This window comes from Streptomyces sp. NBC_01166 (genome assembly GCF_045039765.1).
GTDB lineage: Bacteria > Actinomycetota > Actinomycetes > Streptomycetales > Streptomycetaceae > Streptomyces.
This window is the reverse complement of sequence record NZ_CP108613.1, coordinates 8,501,486-8,520,542: the sequence shown is the minus strand read 5'-3', so window position 1 is coordinate 8,520,542 and position 19,057 is coordinate 8,501,486. Positions and strand designations below refer to the sequence as shown.

Here is a 19,057-nt window from a genome sequence, read left to right as displayed (position 1 = left end):
GACCGGCCATGACCCTGAACGCGGCCGACGCCGATCCTGCGCAAGAACATGAGGGGTGGGTCGAGTCCGCCGCGGCGTATACCCGGGCGGGCGCGAACGAGGAAGCCACGGCTTCCCAGGCTCACGCAGACAGCGCGGAACCCGTAAAAAAGCAGCCGCCTTCCGGTAGCCACCCGCCTTCCGAAGCCGAGCCCTCCTCGGACTCAGGCTGACCCGCCCCCGGCCGGACCTCTCTCCATGTTCCGTCGGCTGATCAGCGGTGGGACCGGGGGGCGGGCCGGCGGCGGGTGGCGTGGATGGAACCGAGCAGATTGAGGGACTGGGCACTGGGGCTGCCTGGTTCGGCGTGGTAGATGACGAGCTGCTGGCCGGGGGCGTCGCGTACGTCGAAAGCCTGGTAGGTGAGGGTGAGGGGGCCCACGTCCGGGTGGAGGAAGTGTTTGGCGTCCTGGGTCTTGCCGCGCACGGTGTGGGCGTTCCAGAGACGGTTGAAGTCCGCGTTGTCCTCGGTGAGGGTGTGGACGAGTTCACGGAGCCGTGGGTTGTCCGGGTCGAATCCCGTTGCCTCGCGGAGGTTGGCGACGGTGGCCTGTGCTGCCCGGTCCCAGTCGATGTAGAAGTTGCGGCCTGCGGGGTCGAGGAAGGTCATGCGGGCCAAGTTGTCCGCCGGATCGAACGGGGCGTAGAGGGCATCGGCCTGGGCGTTGGCGGCGAGGAGGTCCAAGGTCCGGTTCATGACGAACGCCGGAGTGTTCGGGTAGCCGTCCATCAGCTGTCGCAGCGCTGGGCTCACCTGCTCGGTGGCATGGGCGGAAGGCCGGTCGTCAGGCGTGGCCCCGGCCAGCCGGTACAAGTGCACCCGGGCGTCCGTGTCGAGGTGCAGTGCGCGGCTGAGTGCGTCGATCACCTGGGGTGAGGGGTTGCGCTCGCGGCCTTGTTCCAGGCGGGTGTAGTAGTCGGCGTTGACTCCGGCCAGGACGGCGACCTCCTCGCGGCGCAGTCCGGCGACTCTGCGGGGCCCGTAACTCGCCATGCCGACGGCCTCCGGCTGCAGGTCGGCACGGCGTGCGCGCAGGAAGTCTCCCAGGTGGTTGTCGTCCATGTGTTCAGGCTAGGCCAGGGCTCGGTGTGCTGCCTGGGTGTGCCATGCCCAGGCAGCACGCGTCCTGGTTGATGGCCGGTGACCTGCCCAGACTCGGTGGAGCGGAAGGGACCACATCGTTCGAGGAGAGGAGTCCGCCATGGCCGGGACCGTTGAAGGCGACCAGGTCGACGTGGCCGGGGTGTGGGTTACCGCGGACGGTCACATCCGGCAGGAGCTGCGCCCGGACGGCCGGTACGACGAAGCCCGCGGTGAGCGGTCCAGCGCGTACACCGGCCGGTACACGGTGGCCGGCAGCCACCTGGACTACGTCGACGACACGGGCTTTACCGCCACGGGCGACATCCGGGACGGAGTGCTTTATCACGAGCACCTCGTGCTCTACCGGGAGCAGAAGCAGCCGTAGAAAGGGCCGAGCCCGTGGCCGCCCTGGTGTCGGGGGGCGACTCCGCCGTCGGCGGACCAGGAAGTCCTGACACAACAGGCAGTCAACATCAACAAGAATCAGGACCACATCCATGACAGGACAACGACTTGACGGCAAGGTCGCACTGATCACGGGCGCGACTGGCGGCCTCGGCGCAGCGACCGCCGAGCTCTTCGCCGCCGAAGGCGCCCGGCTGGTGATCACCGATATCGCCGAAGGCCCCCTGCGGGAGCTGTCTCACCGGATCAAGGCCCGCGGTGCGGAGGTCGTCGCTGCCCGCCTCGATGTCTCCTCCGCGCGGGAGTGGGACAAAGTGATCACCCTCGTACGCGACCGGTTCGGAACGCTGGACGTGCTGGTGAACCTCGCCGGCATCCTGGACTGGCCAGGTATCGAGGACACGCGGGAGGAGGCGTGGGACCGCGTCATTGACGTGAACCAGAAAGGCACATGGCTCGGCATGAAGGCGGCGATGCCGCTCCTGCGTGCGAACGGCAACGCATCGGTGATCAATACGTCGTCAGTACTCGGCCTGGTGGGAAGCGGTGCGGCTGCGGCCTACCAGGCGTCCAAGGGGGCCGTGCGTCTGTTGAGCAAGACCGCCGCGGTCGAGTACGCCCGGCAGGGAGTACGGGTCAACTCGGTGCATCCCGGGGTGATCGCAACGCCGATGATCCAGGACCTCCTGGACGACCAAGGTGACCAGCAGCCGGACATCCAGCGCACCCCCATGCGCCGAGCTGGCCGCGCCGACGAGGTCGCCCCCGCGATCCTCTTCCTGGCCTGTGACGACTCCTCGTTCGTCACCGGCGCGGAGCTGGTGGTCGACGGCGGGCTCACCGCGCACTGAACCACTCAGACGTACGACGTCCACGTAGGCGTGCCGTGTATGCGTCAACGGCGCGGCCCACCCGGTCCGCGCACCGCACCACTGCACAGCACTTCAGGCACCCCGCACCTGCACCTGCACCTGCACCTGCACTCACCTTCTTCAGGGACCGCACCATGACACCTGCAACCGCATCCGCCGCAACATCCGAATCCATCGAGTTCGCTGGGAAGATCGCCCTCGTCACTGGAGCCGCGCGAGGGGTGGGCCGGGAGACCGTGGCGCTCCTCCACGCCCGCGGCGCCCAGGTCGTCGCCCTCGATGTCCGCCCCGACGTCACGAATCTGGAGGAGGAGTTTCCCGGCGTCGTTACGACAAGCGGTGACATCACCCAGGAGGAGACCGCCCACCGCGCGGTGGAAACGGCCTGGGACGCCTTCGGTGGACTGGACATCCTCGTGAACAATGCCGGGCGTACCCAGAACAGGCCCGTCACCGAAACCACGGCCGAGGACTGGGACACAGTGATGGCGGTCAACGCCCGCGGCTCCTTCTTCTTCGCCCGCGAGGCATTCCGGGCCATGAAGAGCCGCGGCGGCGGCGCCATCGTCAGCACCGGCTCGTACGCCTCCAACGTCGCCCTGCCCGAGGGCGTCGCCTACAGTGCGTCGAAGGGAGCTCTGGCCCAACTGACCAAGGTACTCGCCGTCGAGGGCGGCCCCCTGGGCATCCGCGCCAACCTCGTGGCCGCGGGCGTCATCGAGACGGACTTCCTCGACACGATCCGCCCCGACAGCCGCGCCTACCTGGCGTCCTTCGCCACCGCGCAGCCATTGGGACGTGTGGCGCAGCCCGAGGAGATCGCCGAGGTCCTGTGCTTCCTCGTCTCACCCCGCTCCAGTTTCGTCACGGGAGCCGTGGTCGCCGCTGACGGCGGTTACACCGCGATCTAGTTGTATTGACCCGCAGGGGTGTTCACACGGCTGATGGGTGGGTGTCCGCCGAGTGCGGTGTGGCAGCGGTGGTGGTTGTAGGTGTGGTCTGCCAGGGGGTGCTGTCCGCTCGTCGTTCGAGGTGCAGGGCCACAGGCAGGCCCCATTCCTTCAGCAGGGTGCGGTGGAAGCGTTCCACTTTGCCGTTGGTCTGGGGCCGGTAAGTTGCCGGTCACGACGATGTCCGCCAGGACGGCTTTCCAGGCCGGGCCCTTGCGGTAGGCCCACGCGTTGTCGGTGAGGACCCGTTCGATGCGGGTGGCCGGGGTGGAGGCTGCGCTGGCCGCCCGCGTGCCGGCGTGGCGTGCGGTGGATCCCGAGGCGGTGAGCGTGTTCGCGGTGGCGATCACCGGCATCTGGACGATCTCATCGGAGCGCGCACCCACCTGTCCGGGCAGCGGCCCGAGGCGAACGTACGACGTCTGTCTGGCCTCATGGGCGTAGGACGCACGCAGCATGGCCGCCCGCGCCACCGGCCGCTACGACGCGGCTTTCTTCCACACCGAACGCGGCGCCCGCCTCGCCCCGGGCGGCCTGTCTCGGGCCCAGTCCCGCCTGGGCGCTGCTGCCGGCCGTTGCCCGTCTGCAGCGCGCCAATGAGGCTGACCAGCCTCTACGTGCAGCGTTGGCGGAGCTGGAGGCGGACACGGCCGTGCCCGCGCCGAAGCATCCTCGGCCTCGCCGAACGGCTCCGCACGCTCCCCACCGCTATCGACCACCCCGGACACGCTCTCTGAGACAAGGCACCCACGCCCATGGGTATCCGGCCGCTGTCGACGACGGGCATTGGTTGTTTTCTGACAACTCGGCGTCGGTCATCAGGGCCGCCTGCTTTTCATGGACGCCGTCGCGCTGGCGACGTCGTCGCGGCCGCAGCGTGCGCTCTGCTTCGGGGCAGGGCCGGCCATCGGGGCCAGGCACCGCCAGGTGTCGGCCGTGAACCGCAGGTCACCGCCGAGGTCGTGGCAAGGCCCGGGGCAGCTGGGGTGCTCACGAGGGTCCGCAGGAACCTCTTGAGGGCGTATGCGGCATTGCTGTTGTCGGGGCGCCGGGCTCTGGTACCAGTGCGACCGGATTCGGCGTACTGAACCGCGGGTGGGTCGTCGAGCGGGGTCTGGCCTGGTTCATGCCCGCCCGCCGTCACGCGCGTGGCTACGAACGGCCCGTCCGGCACTCCATGACGCGAGCAGGTGATCGTCGTTTCCGGCTTGTGGCGCAGTGCCGTTCATTGGGACCATCTCCGCATGTTCGAGTTCCTCCCCGGAGTCGGGCTCCGGCTCCCTGGCTGTGCCGGCACCCTCCGCTTCGGCATGGACGAGCGCACCGCCCAGTGGGCCGTCGCCACCGTCGCGGACGTTCGCGACGATTGGGTCTGTGGCGCCCGCTGGGCCTTCAGGGCGCAGTACCGGGGCCTGACGCTCGACGCATACGGCGACACCACGGACCGCCGCGGCCGGCACCAGGACGCCCCTGGCCTAGCCGGGATCGGCCTCACCCGCGACCCCTTCACGCTCACTGGGCCGTCCGCCTGCCCAGCTGTCCTTGGCGGCATCGACCTCTTCGGCTACCCGACCCCCGAGGTTTCGGATGCCCTCAGTGACAGCCCGCCCCCGACACTCCGGCTCAGCGGCGACGGTCTCTACCTCACCGCCGTGTCGATCCACGCGGAACCCGTACCTGTGGAGACCTGATCACGCCGACGGGTCACCATCCGTGGCCAGACCGCCGGACTCACGCTGGACGATGCCGACGTCATCGAGTTCCTGCGCCGGGCCGGGCTCCCTGACGCTGAACAGCTGCTGGACCGGCCCGAGTGGGTGGAGTGGCGGGGCGGGCGTGCGCACACGTACGCGGCGGCGCAGACGCGCTCCGGCCAGTCGGACGCTCGCGCTGCTGCGTTGCCACGGGGTGACTTCGTACTCCGCCACGGTGTCCGGGCAGTCGCCAGCCATCTTCCCCATCCCGCCTGCTCCTTCGTGTGGACGGTGGCTTTCCAGCGGAGCTCGGTCGCGCCCCAGCCCCGAGGCGTAGGCGCACTGAGCGGAGGAGGCCAGCGGGAGCCACTGAACGGACTCTTGGACCGGTTCGACTTGGCCGTCACCGCAACCAGGGCTCAGCTCGCCGCCGAGATCGTCGGCGTACCGTCACGGCGCTCCGCAGACCATTCAGAGGCCCCCGAGTCCCACGCCTCCGCCGGCGGGACCATGTGGTCGATGTCCAGTTTCCTGGCGTCGGTGGCCTCGACCTCGTCATAGAACGAGTCCCAGATCCGCCGGTGATCGCGCACCGGTCTCCCCGCTCCGGCTTCGTGACGGCCTCGGCCAGGAGCATCTCGCGGCGCGTGCCACAGCCGTCGTCTCCTGGTCGATCCAGTGGCGGAAGCTGTCGCGTTCGTACCCGGCCCGGCTCTCCTCCCCCACCGGCAGCAGAGAAGCCGCTTCGCTGATCGGGGTCCCCGTCGCCGCCTGCGGGGGCGCCGGGCGCTGCCGCGCCCGAGGCTGATGGCCAGGCCATAAGAGTGCGCGGGGAGACGTGGATGCCGGCCCGGTCCATGGCCTCGTATCCGGCGTCCGTCTTGGTCAGGCAGCGCAGACGGGCCGCCAGGCCGCGGACGCTGTCCACGGGCGAGGCGATAGCGGTGACGCTCCACCGGATGCGTGCAGAGCTCGACGCCGCGCGCGAGCCGCACTGACACAGATCGTCAACTGATCGGCTCTCACGGGGCTGGTCGCTGTGCTGGTCCTGCGTAGGGTTTCAAGGAGGCGGCAGTGCGGCATTTGACGCACTCCGTCCGCTGCCGCGCCGAGTGTTCAGGCGCATCCACGAGAGAGGGAGACAACCCATGCGCGCCCTTGTGGTCGATCACGGCGAGGCCGGACCCGTCCGGTTCGCGGATGTCGATGAGCCCGTGCCGTCCAGCGACGAGGCGTTGGTGGAGATACGGCACATCGGTCTCAACTTCGGAGAGCTGAATTACGTGGGCCGGTGGCCGGCCGGCGCTGTGCACGGCCACGACGCGGCCGGCGTCGTGGTGCGCGCCGCATCCGACGGCTCGGGGCCACCCGAAGGTACGCGCGTCGCGCTGGGAATGACTCCTCACGCGTGGGCGGAGCGGGTGGCAGTCAGCCCCGCCTCGCTCGGCACCGTCCCCGAGGGCGTGGATCTGGCCGACGGGGCCGCGCTGGGGATCGCCGGAGTCACCGCGCTGCGGGTGCTGCGTAAGCGTTCCCTGCTGGCGCGTAACGTCCTGGTCACCGGCGCCAGCGGGGGCGTGGGGCACTTCGCCGTCCAGCTGGCGGCGCTGGCGGGCGCCCGGGTGACGGCACTGGTGGGTTCGCCGGACCGGGCCGCGGGTCTCCGCGAACTCGGGGCCGACAAGGTCCTGGCCGACCTGGCCGGGACCGAGGACCGGTTCGACCTCGTCCTGGACACGGTCGGTGGGCCGCTGGTGGCCCAGGCGTGGAGTTCCCTCGCCCAGGGCGGCACCATCCACCTGGTCGGTTACTCCTCGGGGCAGGACACCACGTTCCCCTCGGGGGCCTTGTTCGGCTTCGGCGAATCCCGCAGCATCGCCACCTACGGCGACATGACGCCGACCAGCGGGGATCTGACGGACCTGCTGGGCCTCATGGCCGCCGGGAGGCTCTCGGCACCGGTCGGACTGCGAGGCGACTGGAGGGACGTGGATGACGCCGTCCAGGCACTGTTCGCGCGGAAGGTGCACGGAAAGATCGTTCTTGACGTGGTCTGACGCACGTCGACGAGAATGGACCGATGGACGTACTCGCGGAGGCCTTGCGTGTATCGGGTGCGCGAGGGGCGCTCGGGGTCGTACTGAAGGCCGGGGGAAGCTGGGGCCTGTGGATGGACCCCTATCCGGGAGCGGCACTGCACGTGGTGTCCCGTGGCACGATGTGGCTCCACGTCCCGGGCGGGAAACCCCTGGAAGTGCAGGCAGGAGACGCCGTCCTGTTGTCGCCGGGCACCGCCCACGGGATAGCCGGCGGCCCCAGTGCGACGATGGGTCCCTGTGACCGGAAGGCGACGGTCCAGGCCCTCACCGACGGCAGCGCCCTGCACCTGGGCTCGATACCGGCGCAGACGGAAGTGCTCATCCTGCGCTATGAGCAGGACCCGGAGGTGAGTACGCCGGTGCTCACCTCCCTCGTCCGGCCGATGCACGTCACGAGCCGGGAGAACGCACAGCTCAGAAAAACCGTAGAGCTTCTCACGGCGGAACTCGCGCAGCCGCAGATCGGCACCACCGCCGCCGTCAACAGCATCGTCGACCTGCTGCTCATCCAGTTCGTACGCGTCTGGCTGGCCCGCCACCCGCAGGAGCAGTCGGGCTCGTGGCTGGGCGCGATGCGTGATCCGGTCGTGCGTGACGCCCTGACATGTGTCCACGCCCGACCGGGACACCCCTGGACCACCGAATCCCTGGCGGCCGCGACGGCGGTCTCCCGGACGACGCTGTCCAGGCACTTCCGGTCCGCCCTCGGACAGACGCCGGGCGCGTACGTGACGCAGTGGCGCATGGACCTGGCGTCCGTCCGGCTCCGCGACACCGACGAGCCGGTCGAGTCGATCTCCGGCGCGGTCGGCTACGCCTCTCCGCACGCTTTCAGCCGTGCCTTCCGACGTCTCCGAGGCATGCCCCCGGGCGAGTACCGTTCTCGACTTCGCAAGTGATCGCAGGCAGCCATGCGTGTCTCAGCAGGGTCGCGCTGCCGTCGATGCCTACTACCCCGGCACCACCCACCAGGAGTTCGGCCGCGTAGGGCCCGGCCCCGCACCCGACATCGAGAATCTTCAGCCCGGCAATGTCTCCTGCCAGTGCGAGCATCGCGGGCCGGTCGGCGTGTGCGTGGTAGGGGCTGCTGCCGGCGTTCTTAGCGAAGTAGTCGCCAAGTTCGTCGTGGTAAGCGGTCTCTGCAGGCCTCGAGACAGCAACTCGCCGGCGCCTGCCCCCGCGAGCGGTCGCGCAACCGAGAACGTCCCGGCAACGGCTCATCCGCCCTGACGGTGCGCAGGTCCGACCGACTCGCCGCTCACCCGTGCAGCCACTGCGTCTGACCGAACAGGGGGACGTCGGTTCCGGCCGCGTCCGGACGGAGCCGTACGTAACGCAGCGGGTGGCGCCACACCCCGTGGTCCTGTGACACGTCGGCGACGAGGACGGGAGCAACCAGGACCGGCTCCAAGGGAGTGCGGCTGCTCCAGGACTCGGTGAAGCGAACGCCGGTCCAGGGGTGGTCCGGGCCGGCCGCAGTGGTGGGCGGCGAGGCCCCGGGCCGGGCCGGGTCTCAGCGGGGTCGTCTTCCCCACCAGTCGTAGGCGCCGGCGGTGTCGTAACGGCCCAGGCACCCGCTACGACAAGCGCAGGCGGGCAGCTGCCAGCCTGCTGTCGACATCCGTGGTCGCGTCCAACGCCCAGCGCCGGGACGTCCCGTCCCATCGGCCCTCATGGAATGCCCTCCGACACCTTGCCCCTCCAGCGTCACGCCACCGGGCGAGCCTGACCACGCGGGACGGGAATCGCCCCGGCGGTGGTCCGGGCGTCAGTGCCAGCCGAAACGGTGGTCCACCACTGCCGCGAACTCCTCCAGGGTCACCACGGCGTCCCCGTTCCGGTCGGCCGCGTCGAACAGGGCGGAAGAGGCGTCGGCGTCACCCACGCCCCAGAACGGCAGGTCCCCCGCCGCGGCCAGGGACGGGCCCTTCGTCCGCAAGGCGCTGATCACCTCTTCGCGGGTCAGGGTTCCGTCGTGGTCGAGGTCGAGCGCCTCGAACAGCCTCCGGGCCTTGTCGCTCATCACGTCGTCCTCGTTCCCCTCGTCGGCGGGACGGGCGGCCCCACCCCGCTCGCAGCGACAACGCCTCCGCTCCCGCCCGGGTTCCCCGTCCGCGTGGCGGACCGGACGCCCAGGTACGAGAGCTGACCGGAGGGCCTGTGCTCACTGTCCGAGACGTTGCGCGAGGGTCGCTCCCGGCAGGCCGCCGTTCAGTTCCGGCTGTCGGCGGGCACGCCACGATGGCTGCGCACGACGTCGGCGTAGGCCGTCGCGCTCGGCTTAGGACGGCGGACGAAGGTCTCGCGGTCGACCTCGTGGAGCCCGAGCTGAGCGCCGTAACCGAAGATCCACTCGAAGTTGTCCATGAGCGTCCAGTGGCAGTAACCGAGGACGGGCGTACCCGCGCCGATCTCGGCCACGAGCCCTTCGAGGGCCGCGGGGATGAATGCGGAGCGTTGGGCGTCGTCCGAGGTCTGGATGCCGTGCTCGGTCACCAGGACCGGCACCTCCGCGACCTCGTGGGCGTAGCGCACCGCGCCTGCCAGGGAGCCGGGCGCGATGGCGGTGCCCATGCCGTTGAGCTCGCCCTCGACCGCCACCTCGCCGTCGGGGCCGTGCAGGATGCGCTCGTAGTTCTGCACGCCGATGAAGTCGTCGTGGCGCGCCTCGCGCAGCCAGTGATCGTAGACGGCGGCCCGCTTGGCGTCCCGGCGTTCCTCGCCGCCGGGGGTGGCGACCTCGTCGGCGATGGCGATGGACACGCCGACGGGAAGGTCGCCGCGGCGGGCCTTGATCGCTTCGCGGGCAGCGCGGTGGGCGCGGGTGAACGCCTCCTGGAACTCGTCCTGCCGGTCGGCGGGGATGACGTTGGCGCTGGCATAGGTGGTGCTTCTGGCGGCCTGTGCCGCCGCCGCGAGCATCTGCTTCTTGAGCGCCTCCGCCTCCGGGGGAAGTTTCGCGCCGGCCTGCAGCAGCTGTTCGAGGTTGGGTTCGTTGAGGGTGACGGCGTACGCGAGCCGGTCACCGAAGCGCGCCGTCACGCGGTCGCACTGCTCGGCGAACCGTGCCGGGGCGTCGGCGGCGGTCCACGAACCGGCTGCCGCGAACCAGTGCGGTGAGGTGAAGTGATTGAACGTCACAACGGGTGCGAGGCCACGCTCCAGGCAGCCGTCGACCACCTGCTCGTAGTGGTCCAGGGCCTCGGCGGAGACCACGCCGCGCTCGGGCTCGACCCGTGCCCATTCGACGGAGAACCGGAAGGCGTTGAGTCCGAGTCCCGCGACGAGATCGAGGTCCGAAGTCCACTGCTGGTAGCCGCGGCAGCCCGGACCGCTCGGCTCACGGAACAGTGAGGGGCTCGTGTGCTCGAGGAACCAGGTGTCACTGGCGACGTTGTCGCCTTCGTTCTGGTGCCCCGCGGTGGCGACGCCCCACAGGAAGCCGTCGGGCAGGCTGATGTGTGTCATGAGTGTTCCTTGTACTGGTCCGGTGAGCAGGTCGTGGGGGGAGGCCGGTCTCCCGGGCGTCACCGCGCGGCCTCGGGGAACGGGGTGTGGAAGGAGTGCCGACCACGGCCCACCTCCACCGGATCCGTGCCCGGCAGATCGACCAGCGCGGTGACGTGGGGTGGCACGAGGAGGTCGACCAGAAGCGTGCCTCCGGTGAGCTGCCATCCCGTCTCGACCCGGCCGAACGGGGTGTCGTGCTCGGCGCCGGCCCAGGTGAGGCCGCCGCCGGGACGGGGCCGGATCAGCAGCCGACGGTAGCCGGGCTCGGCGGGCGCCAGGCCGGCGACGGTGCGGTGCATCCAGTCGGCGACCGCACCCAGGGCGTAGTGGTTGAAGGACGTCATGTCGCCGGGGTTCACGGTGCCGTCGGGTCGCAGGCTGTCCCAGCGTTCCCAGACCGTTGTCGCACCCATGTCGACCTGGTAGAGCCAGGACGGGCACGACCTCTGCGTCAGCAGCCGGTACGCGGTTTCCGTGTGCCCCGTCTCCGTGAGCGCGTCGCACACCAGAGGAGTGCCGAGGAATCCGGTGCCGATGCGGAAGCCGCCCTCGGTCACGAGCTCCGCGAGCCTCCGCCCCGCCTCCGCCCGCTCGTCGTCCTCCAGCAGCCGGAAGCACAGGGCGAGGGCGTACGCGGTCTGCGTCTCCTCCTCCAGCACGCCACCGCCGGTGTGGAAGCGGTCGCGGAAGGCGGCGCGGACGGAGTCGGCCAGAGCGTCATACCGGTCGGCGTCCGCCTTGTCCTCCAGGACCTCCGCCGTGCGGGCCAGCAGCCGGGCGGAGTGGGCGAAGCAGGCGGTGGCCACGAGGGTGGGCGGGGTCATGGCCCGCCCGGGGTCGTCCGCCGGCGCGGCCGGGTCCAGCCAGTCGCCGAACTGGAAGCCCTCGCCCCACACTCTGCCGGGGCCGGCGAGGCGCTCGACGGCGTCGACCCAGGCGCGCATGGAGGGGTACTGGTCGCGCAGGACCTGGGCGTCGCCGTAGCGCTCGTACAGGACCCACGGCACGATCACGGCGGCGTCGCACCAGCCGGCCATGGGCGGATTCCCGGACGGCAGGGGGACGGGGACGACCACGGGGATGTCGGGGCTGAACACCGGGGGGATGCCGTCGGGGTCCGTGCTCTGGTCGGCTGCCAGGTCGCGCAGCCAGGAGCGCAGGAAGTCCCCGACGTCGTACAGGAAGGAGGCGGTGGGGGCGAAGACCTGGACGTCACCGGTCCAGCCGAGGCGTTCGTCACGCTGCGGACAGTCGGTGGGCACGTCGAGGAAGTTGCCGCGCATGCCCCACACGACGTTGTCGTGGAGCCGGTTCAGGGAGTCGTCGGAACAGGAGAACCAGCCGGTGCGGCGCAGGTCGCTGTGCAGGACCACGGCGGTGACGTCGGCGGGGTCGAGGGCGCCCGGCCAGTTCTCGATCTCGGCGTGGCGGAAGCCGTGGAAGGTGAAGCGGGGCTCCCATTCCTCGCCGTCGACGTCACCGCGCAGGGTATACCGGTCGGTCGCGGTGGCGTGGCGCAGCGGCCGGGTGCACAGATCGCCGTTCTCCAGCACCTCGGTGTGGCGCAGGGTGACGGTATGACCGGCCGCGCCGCGCACGCGGATGCGGAGTCTGCCGACCAGGTTCTGGCCGAAGTCGATGACCGTGCGGCCGGTCGGCGAGGTCGTGACGGCGGCCGGTGCGACGTACTCCGTGCGGCGCACCGGAGGGCTGTCGGCCCGGAAGAGGACAGAGGTGTCGAACTCCAGTACCTGGACCGGCTGCCATGCCGAGTCGTCGAAGCCGGGCTCGCTCCACCCCGCCGGTTCCCGGCGGGCGTCGTACTCCTCGCCCTCGTACAGGCCGGAGGCCGTGACGGGGCCCGGGCTCCAGCGCCAGTCGGCGCCGGTGGTGACGGTGTCCGCGGTGCCGTCGGTGTACGTGATGCGCAGTTCCGCCAGGAGTCCTGTGCGGTCGCCGTAGATGTCGCGGGTGCCGCCGTTGAAGCCGAGCAGGCCCCGGTACCAGCCGTCGGCGACGTGCGCACCCCAGGCGTTGGCGCCATCCGTGAGCAGGGCGGTGACGTCGAAGACCTGGTAGCGGTGCCGATGGCGGTAGCTCGTCCACCCGGGGGCGAGGGCGTGATCGCCCACCACCGCGCCGTTGATCTCCAGTTCGTATACACCGAGCGCGGTGACGGCGAGTTCGGCAGCGGCCACGGCGCCGCGCACCGTGAACTCCCCGCGCAGCAGGTCGGCCGGGCGGCCGGCTGCGGGGGCGGTGGATCCTGCTCTGCCTGAGGAAATGGCGTGAGCTGTCCAGGAGTCGGGCATGTCGGCCTCTTTCTGCGCCGGGTGTCAGTGGTGCGGGGTCGATCATGCGCCCAATGCTTAGTGATTACTAGGCATTGGAGAAGGTGACCTGCGCCACACCTGCCGAGAAAACCCTGGCGTGCTCATGACAAATACATGGCCGTCGAGCCGTCGCCGTGCGGCATCGGTTTCACCTCACGACGTGGAGCGGAACCTCACAAGCCCAGCCCGTCCGCGGAGATGGACCGCATGAGCCGGTCCAAGTGCCCCCGCATGGCCGCGATCAGGTCGAAGGAGCGGTCCGTGGTGAGCCACTGCTGACGGAGTCCGGCGTCCAGGGCGGCGCACTCGCGGGCGATGCCCTCGTGGTCCAGGCCGGGCTTGAGCTCGCCCTTCTCGGTGCCGACCCGCAACCGCTCGGTGAGTTCCTGCACGCCCTTCTCCTGCCAGCGGGCGAAGAAGGCGTGGGCAGGATGGTCGGGCGAGGTGGCCTCGGCGGCGACCACGACGGCGAGTTCGATCATGCCGGGCATGGTCAGCGTCTCCGCGGTGTCCTCCAGGTGGCAGCGGAACGCGTCCCGCACCGAGTCGGACACCACCCGCTCCCACTGCCGGTCCATGCGCTCGTGCCAGTGCTCGATCACCGCAAGCAGGAGCTGCTGCTTGTCCCGGAAGTGGTGGAGGAGTCCCGCGTCGGTGATCTCCGCGTCCCGGGCGATACGGGCCAGGGAGGTCTTGCGGTAGCCGTCCTGCCCGAATCGCACGAGTGCCGCGTCGAGGATCTGGGTGCGCCGGGCCCGGCCGGCGGCGTATCGGCCGCGGGGCCCCCTGGGTGTCGCCATGGATCACAAGGTACCGGGGCGGGGCGTCGGGGCGCCGGGAGGTGCGGACCATCCGCTCCCCGCCCTTCACCTATGTGACATGGGTCACTACCCAGATACCTAGCGAGCACTAGGTGTTCGGGTCATCATCGACGTCACGCGATGACGGATTGCCGCGCTGTCACCTCCCGGTGAGCGACGTGTAACGGCGGGTTCGATCCTCCGCGCTCCCCCACGCGCCTCTCAACTCCCTTCGGCACCTCCGTGAAAGGAGGGCTGGCATGACACCGACGTCACCAAGCCCCTCACTCGACACCGCGCCTCCGGCCACCACCGACGGACGGTGGAACCTCCGGCTGGTCGCGCTGCTGATCGCGCTCGCGTGGCCCACCCAGTTGCTGGCCGCCGGGGGCATCCTGGGCGCCAATGCCACCGCGAGTGTCGCGCAGACCTTCCACACCACCCAGGTGGCGTGGTTCGGACTGACCCTCACTCTGGTCTCCACCCTGCTCACCCCCTTCGTGATCAAGCTGGGTGACCTGTACGGCAAGAAGCGCGTCATGCTCGCCATGACCGCACTGGGGGCTCTCGGAGAGGCCCTCGCGGCCTGCGCGGGCAGCTTCTGGCTGGTGCTGGTGGGCCGCGCGGTCGCCGGGTTCTACGGTCCCTTCGGCGCCCTGTCCTTCGCCGCGGTCCGTGACGTCTTCCCGCCCCGGCTCGTCAAGCCGGCCAGCGCCATCATGGGCAGCAGCGTCGGACTGGTGGGCCTCGGGGCACCCTTCCTGGCGGGCTGGCTGGTCGACAGCTGGGGCTTCCGCGGTGCCCTGTGGTTCCTCGCCGCAGCGACGGCTCTCGCCTTCGCGCTGGTGGCCCTGCTGGTGCCGGAGACGCCGCGGCACGCCCTGCGGTCCGGCTTCGACTGGCTCGGCGGCCTGGTGCTCGGCGGCGGTCTGACCGCCCTGGTCTACGGCGTCGGTCAGGGCCAGAGCTGGGGCTGGGCGGACGGCCGCACCCTCGGCTGGCTCGCCGTCGGGGTCGCGGCGCTGATCATCTTCTTCTTCGTCGAGCGGTCCAGCAGCCACCCGATTCTGGACCTGAACGTGCTGCGACGCCGCCCGGTGGCGCTGGCCCTGACCGTCGGCGGCCTCGCCCAGACGGTCGCGTTCACCATGCCCGGCCTGGCCATCCTGCTCGCCCTTTACCCGCACATCCCCGGCTTGTCCGCGGGGCTGGGCTGGACGGCACAGCACAACGCCGTGGTCAGCGTGAGCTGGAACGTCGTCATGTTCGCCACCGGCATGCTGGTCAGCCGCTTCCTGGGACACCTCGACCCGCGCCGGATCTGGTGCGCCGGCGTGGGCGTGATGGCGTTCGGGTACACCCTGGCCGGTTTCTTCCACAGCAACGAGACGCAACTCATCCTGACCTCCTGCCTGGCCAACCTCGGCGCCGGCCTCGTCGTGTCCCTGGCACCGGTACTCGTGGTGGGCGTGGTCTCCCGCGACGAGCAGGGACTCGGCAGTGGCATGCTCAACATGCTGATCAGCCTGTTCGGCGCCATCGTCACCGCCGGCGCCTACGCCTTCCTCAACGCCCACAGCACCGTGCTCGACGGCACCGCCTTCTACCAGGACGCCGGATACGCCTGGGTCTTCTGGCTCGGCGCCCTGGTCAGCCTGGTGGCGCTCGTGCTGTCGCTCTTCATTCCCCCGCTGCGTGACCCGGAGAAGGTGGACGCGCTGCCCGCCTGAGCCCGGTGGGGCCCGGGCACTGCCTGAGCCCCACCGTGTTCCGCCGCCCATTCCGATCGACCAACGGGAAGACCTCGTCATGACGTTCCCTGTCCGTCCGGTGCTCCCGGGTTTCCACCCCGACCCCAGCGTCTGCCTGGTGGGAGGCCACTACTATCTGGCCAACTCCAGCTTCGAGGTCGCGCCGGGCGTGCCTCTCCACCGGTCGACCGACCTGCGGACCTGGGAGATCGGCCATGTGCTTGACCGGCCGGGCCAGTTGCCGTGGACGGTGCCCCTGCGTCGTCCGACATCGTCGCGCCGACCCCGCGCCACCACGCCGTCCGCTTCTGGATGATCTGCGCCCTCCTCGCCGGCGCACCCAGGACGTTCCTGGTCAACGCCGTGGATCCGGCGGGACCCTGGTCGTATCCGGTCTGGATCCCGGACGTGCGGGGCGGGCGGCTCACGGCGCCGCGCGGCCCCGTCCTCGTCGGCCGGCGCCAGCAACGCCGCTACGAGACGGCGTGATCGGCGGTGACGGGCCGGCGACCGCATACCAGGAGTCGTCATCAACTGGCAACGCCTCCCCCACCTTCGACGTGAAGCCCACCGCTTGGGGCCGCTCGCGGCCTTCACAGCGGGCCATGGCGAATGATCCTCGCCGCGCACCAAGTCTCGTACGAACGGGGTCCCGCCCAGCTTGAGTGGGGCTCCATTCGTGCGCCTGGGGCTCAAGCCTTCTCGGGGAGGTGGGCGGCCAGGGCCCGCAGGTCCTCCAGGACCTCGTCGGCGGTGGGGGCGCCGGTAGGGCGGGTGAGCTTCCCGGTCGCACGCCAGAGGCATGCCGATGATCACCCAGAGGGCGGCGGTAGTACTGCCCCGGGGCTTGATCGGGTGTCAGCGGCGGGTTTCGACCTTAAGGTCGCCGTGGGTCACCGCGCGCATCCTGTCACTGGCGAGCATGTCGTGCGGGAAGCCGAGTCCGATCGCGCCGGCCTCATCGAGGCGGGCCAGCTGGGAGGCCGTGAAGTCGACTTCCAAGGCGCCCAGATTGTCCTCCAGCTGCGCCGGAGTGCGGGCGCCGATGAGCGATGCCGTCACATCCGGGTTCTGCAGGGTCCAGGCCAGCCCGACCTGGGCGGTGGTGCGGTCCAGCTCGGTGGCGACCTCCTTCACGGCATCAGCGATGTCCAAGTTGCGTTCGGTGAGCCCCCCGTTGACGATGTTGAAACTCTTGCGGGTGCCGTCGTCGACCGCGGCGTTCGTCGCGGTCAGGTCGTCGCGGCTGTACTTACCGGTGAGCACCCCGCCGGCGAGTGGCGAGTACGGCACTACGCCCAACCCCATCTCGCGAGCCATGGGGATCAGGTCACGCTCCCCGGTACGCTCGATCAGGCTGAATTCGATCTGCAGGGCGACCAGCGGTGACCAGCCGCGCAGGTCGGCGATCGCCTGCATGCGCGATACCTGCCAGGCCGGGGCGTTGGAGATCGCCACGTACAAGACCTTGCCCTGCCGGACCAGATCGTCCATGCCGCGCAGGATCTCCTCGACCGGTGTGGTGAAATCCCACACGTGCAGGTAGAGCAGATCGATGTAGTCCGTATTCAGCTGTCGCAGACTGGATTCCACCGACGCGAACAGGCTCTTGCGGTGAGGGCCCCCGGAATTCGGGTCGCCGGGCCGGCGCAGCGTGGTGTATTTCGTTGCCAGCACCAGGCTTTCGCGGTTGTCACGGGTGAATTCGCCCAGCAGGCGCTCGGAGCTGCCATTGGTGTAGGTGTTGGCGGTGTCGATGAAGTTCCCGCCGCGCTCGACGTAAAGGTCGAACAGCTTACGCGCCTCGTCCTGCTCGGCGCCCCAGCCCCACTCGGTGCCGAAGGTCGCCGCGCCCAGCGCCAGCGGTGAGACCCGCAGCCCGGAGCGGCCCAGTAGTCGATAGGTGTCGAGGGTGAGCGACATCGTGTCCTCCTGTGCTTGTGATCCGTCGTCGGGAACAAGTCTGTGACGGCCGCGAGCCGGGGATAAGGGAAAGAAGTTCCTGGGAACACCAGTCCTACCCTGACTGTTGGATCAAACATGATGACCCCCACCGTGGACACGGCACAGGAGCTGGCCGCGTTCCTGCGGACCCGGCGCGAACGCCTGGACCCGCGCGATTTCAACCTGCCGTCGCGTCAGCAGGCCCGGCGGACCCCGGGGCTGCGCCGCGAAGAGGTCGCCGAACTGGCCGGGGTCAGCATCGACTACATCGTGCGGCTGGAACAGGCCCGCGGGCTGCGGCCCTCAGCGAACGTGGTGGAGGCGCTCTCCCGGGCGCTGCGCCTGGCCCCCGACGAACGCGCCTACCTCTTCAACCTGACCCAGCAGCGCCCCCGCAACGCCGACAGGCCCGCCACCGCTGCAGCGCCGCCGCTGGCCCGGCTGGTCGACGACCTGTCGCCGCTGCCGGCCATGCTGATGAACCACCGCTACGACGTCCTGGCCTGGAACGGTGAAATGGCGAGGCTGCTGCTGGATTTCGACAGCCTCCCGCCGTCGCAGCGCAATGCGATGTGGCTGTGCCTGGTACACCCGGAAATACGCGAGTTCTATGTCGACCGCGAACGCGTCGTGCGGGAGGGAATCGCCCATCTGCGCGCAGCGTGGGCCGCGCACCCGGAGGACCAGGCGTTGACCGACCTCATCACCGAATGCACCACCCATAGCGAGGAATTCGCGCAATTGTGGGCCGAGCAAGACATCAAGGTCAACGGCCGCGGACACAAGGTGATGCGGCATCCGGACGCCGGTGTGATCGCCGTGCACTTCGAAGTGCTTATGCCTCTCCAAAATCCGGACCAGCGGTTGATGATCTGCCGCGCGGCGGACGATGAGAGCCAGTCGGCATTGGACCGGTTGTGCGCTCGGTGAGGTCGAACCGTCCCTTCGTGCACTGAGTCCAGCCGACGTTCCGGCATGGTCGAACTGTCTCTCCGGCGCGTTTCGGAATCCATCGGCGAGATCCGGCCCTGAAGCATGCCGGGATGACAGACCTGCCGCGCCGGACAGCGAACACCAGGTCGCCGAGGACGGACTCTGGCGGGGCCCTCCCGGGATCGCCGCCGCCGTCGGCCTGACGCTCTGCTTCATCGGCGCGGTCGCCGCACACCTGCGCGTCGGCGACTACAAGGGCGCACCACCGGCAGCCGTCCTCACGGAGTCCGGCTGCACAGCGCATCAGGGTCGACTCGCCCGACCCGGAGGGGCCGACGACGGCGGTGAACCGGGCGCGCTGGGTGCCCACGTACACCTCGTCGAGGGCCCGGACCTCGGCGGTGCCGGAGATCCAGCCCTTGGTGTGGGCGGTCCGGCGGAGGACCGCGTTCACGTCCAGGTGCCGGAGGTGGATTGGGTGATCCGGAGGAACGAGAACACCTCGTTCGACCCGGTGGTGCCCTTGTAGACGTTCCGGCTGAACCACGGCCTTCGTCCAGCCCAGCCGGCCTTCACGACGAGCATGGACGTGAAGGCCGACGTGACGCTCGCGCGCAGGAATCACCATCAAGATCCTGCCTCT

Annotated in this window: 20 protein-coding genes and 2 pseudogenes; 11 read left to right on the top strand and 11 right to left on the bottom strand. The window is 69.9% G+C overall.

What is annotated here, in order from left to right:
* Positions 1-253: 253 nt before the first annotated feature.
* Positions 254-1,102 carry a helix-turn-helix transcriptional regulator gene (locus tag OG379_RS38610; RefSeq protein WP_405668089.1) on the bottom strand — a complete coding sequence of 283 codons (849 nt, stop codon included), beginning with the start codon at positions 1,100-1,102 and terminating at the stop codon, positions 254-256.
* A gap of 139 nt (positions 1,103-1,241) precedes the next feature.
* Between OG379_RS38610 and OG379_RS38605 the strand changes: the two genes are divergently transcribed.
* The 3 genes from OG379_RS38605 to OG379_RS38595 all read left to right on the top strand — a co-directional run bounded on the left by OG379_RS38605 (position 1,242) and on the right by OG379_RS38595 (position 3,311).
* Positions 1,242-1,508, top strand: coding sequence for an Atu4866 domain-containing protein (locus tag OG379_RS38605; protein WP_393763081.1), 267 nt, complete (start codon positions 1,242-1,244; stop codon positions 1,506-1,508).
* A gap of 112 nt (positions 1,509-1,620) precedes the next feature.
* Positions 1,621-2,379 (top strand): SDR family NAD(P)-dependent oxidoreductase, encoded by a 759-nt coding sequence (locus OG379_RS38600; RefSeq protein WP_393763083.1) that lies wholly within the window; start codon positions 1,621-1,623, stop codon positions 2,377-2,379.
* A 155-nt stretch (positions 2,380-2,534) separates the two neighbouring features.
* On the top strand, positions 2,535-3,311 hold the full coding sequence (locus OG379_RS38595; RefSeq protein WP_405668088.1) for an SDR family NAD(P)-dependent oxidoreductase: 777 nt from the start codon (positions 2,535-2,537) through the stop codon (positions 3,309-3,311).
* Here the strand turns inward: OG379_RS38595 and OG379_RS38590 are convergent.
* Positions 3,308-3,604, bottom strand: a pseudogene (locus tag OG379_RS38590) (integrase core domain-containing protein); the annotation flags it as partial. The gene OG379_RS38595 and the pseudogene OG379_RS38590 overlap by 4 nt on opposite strands.
* 990 nt (positions 3,605-4,594) lie before the next feature.
* Here OG379_RS38590 and OG379_RS38585 point away from each other — a divergent pair.
* Positions 4,595-5,041, top strand: a complete 447-nt coding sequence (locus OG379_RS38585; RefSeq protein WP_405668087.1) for a hypothetical protein — start codon at positions 4,595-4,597, stop codon at positions 5,039-5,041.
* On the opposite strand, the gene OG379_RS38580 is transcribed toward OG379_RS38585, so the two are convergent.
* The 3 genes and pseudogenes from OG379_RS38580 to OG379_RS38570 all read right to left on the bottom strand — a co-directional run.
* The gene (locus OG379_RS38580) at positions 5,042-5,311 is read right to left on the bottom strand and encodes a hypothetical protein (protein WP_405668086.1); all 270 of its coding nucleotides are present in this window, start codon (positions 5,309-5,311) and stop codon (positions 5,042-5,044) included.
* A gap of 152 nt (positions 5,312-5,463) precedes the next feature.
* Entirely contained in the window at positions 5,464-5,637 is a 174-nt protein-coding gene (locus tag OG379_RS38575) for a hypothetical protein (RefSeq protein WP_405668085.1), read from the bottom strand.
* Between the two features lie 218 nt (positions 5,638-5,855).
* Positions 5,856-5,993 (bottom strand): annotated as a pseudogene (locus tag OG379_RS38570) (transcriptional regulator); the annotation flags it as partial.
* Between the two features lie 199 nt (positions 5,994-6,192).
* Between OG379_RS38570 and OG379_RS38565 the strand changes: the two are divergent.
* Both OG379_RS38565 and OG379_RS38560 read left to right on the top strand, forming a co-directional pair.
* Positions 6,193-7,101, top strand: a complete 909-nt coding sequence (locus OG379_RS38565) for a zinc-binding dehydrogenase (protein ID WP_405668084.1) — start codon at positions 6,193-6,195, stop codon at positions 7,099-7,101.
* Positions 7,102-7,124: 23 nt separating this feature from the next.
* A complete protein-coding gene (locus tag OG379_RS38560) occupies positions 7,125-8,042 on the top strand; it encodes a cupin domain-containing protein (RefSeq protein ID WP_405668082.1) in 918 nt (305 codons plus the stop codon).
* 359 nt (positions 8,043-8,401) lie between these two features.
* Here OG379_RS38560 and OG379_RS38555 read toward each other — a convergent pair whose 3' ends face one another.
* The 5 genes from OG379_RS38555 to OG379_RS38535 form a co-directional block, all read right to left on the bottom strand.
* The gene (locus OG379_RS38555) at positions 8,402-8,554 is read right to left on the bottom strand and encodes a hypothetical protein (RefSeq protein WP_405668081.1); all 153 of its coding nucleotides are present in this window, start codon (positions 8,552-8,554) and stop codon (positions 8,402-8,404) included.
* A 357-nt stretch (positions 8,555-8,911) separates the two neighbouring features.
* Positions 8,912-9,166 carry an EF-hand domain-containing protein gene (locus OG379_RS38550; protein ID WP_405668080.1) on the bottom strand — a complete coding sequence of 85 codons (255 nt, stop codon included), beginning with the start codon at positions 9,164-9,166 and terminating at the stop codon, positions 8,912-8,914.
* A gap of 188 nt (positions 9,167-9,354) precedes the next feature.
* A complete protein-coding gene (locus OG379_RS38545) occupies positions 9,355-10,611 on the bottom strand; it encodes a family 1 glycosylhydrolase (RefSeq protein WP_405668078.1) in 1,257 nt (418 codons plus the stop codon).
* A 59-nt stretch (positions 10,612-10,670) separates the two neighbouring features.
* Positions 10,671-12,965: a family 78 glycoside hydrolase catalytic domain gene (locus OG379_RS38540; protein ID WP_405668077.1), complete on the bottom strand. Its 2,295-nt coding sequence runs from the start codon at positions 12,963-12,965 to the stop codon at positions 10,671-10,673.
* A 194-nt stretch (positions 12,966-13,159) separates the two neighbouring features.
* On the bottom strand, positions 13,160-13,786 hold the full coding sequence (locus OG379_RS38535; RefSeq protein ID WP_405668076.1) for a TetR/AcrR family transcriptional regulator: 627 nt from the start codon (positions 13,784-13,786) through the stop codon (positions 13,160-13,162).
* A 260-nt stretch (positions 13,787-14,046) separates the two neighbouring features.
* Between OG379_RS38535 and OG379_RS38530 the strand changes: the two genes are divergently transcribed.
* From OG379_RS38530 to OG379_RS38520, 3 genes are all read left to right on the top strand, one after another.
* On the top strand, positions 14,047-15,516 hold the full coding sequence (locus OG379_RS38530) for an MFS transporter (protein ID WP_405668074.1): 1,470 nt from the start codon (positions 14,047-14,049) through the stop codon (positions 15,514-15,516).
* 79 nt (positions 15,517-15,595) lie between these two features.
* Positions 15,596-15,853 carry a family 43 glycosylhydrolase gene (locus OG379_RS38525; RefSeq protein WP_405668072.1) on the top strand — a complete coding sequence of 86 codons (258 nt, stop codon included), beginning with the start codon at positions 15,596-15,598 and terminating at the stop codon, positions 15,851-15,853.
* Positions 15,781-16,026 (top strand): hypothetical protein, encoded by a 246-nt coding sequence (locus tag OG379_RS38520; RefSeq protein WP_405668855.1) that lies wholly within the window; start codon positions 15,781-15,783, stop codon positions 16,024-16,026. Before OG379_RS38525 ends, OG379_RS38520 begins: the two co-directional genes overlap by 73 nt.
* Positions 16,027-16,395: 369 nt before the next feature.
* On the opposite strand, the gene OG379_RS38515 is transcribed toward OG379_RS38520, so the two are convergent.
* On the bottom strand, positions 16,396-17,460 hold the full coding sequence (locus OG379_RS38515) for an aldo/keto reductase (RefSeq protein WP_405668070.1): 1,065 nt from the start codon (positions 17,458-17,460) through the stop codon (positions 16,396-16,398).
* A gap of 117 nt (positions 17,461-17,577) precedes the next feature.
* Here OG379_RS38515 and OG379_RS38510 point away from each other — a divergent pair, with 117 nt between their 5' ends.
* The gene (locus tag OG379_RS38510; RefSeq protein WP_405668068.1) at positions 17,578-18,411 is read left to right on the top strand and encodes a helix-turn-helix transcriptional regulator; all 834 of its coding nucleotides are present in this window, start codon (positions 17,578-17,580) and stop codon (positions 18,409-18,411) included.
* Positions 18,371-18,943, top strand: coding sequence for a DoxX family protein (locus OG379_RS38505; RefSeq protein ID WP_405668066.1), 573 nt, complete (start codon positions 18,371-18,373; stop codon positions 18,941-18,943). Before OG379_RS38510 ends, OG379_RS38505 begins: the two co-directional genes overlap by 41 nt.
* Positions 18,944-19,057 lie beyond the last annotated feature (114 nt).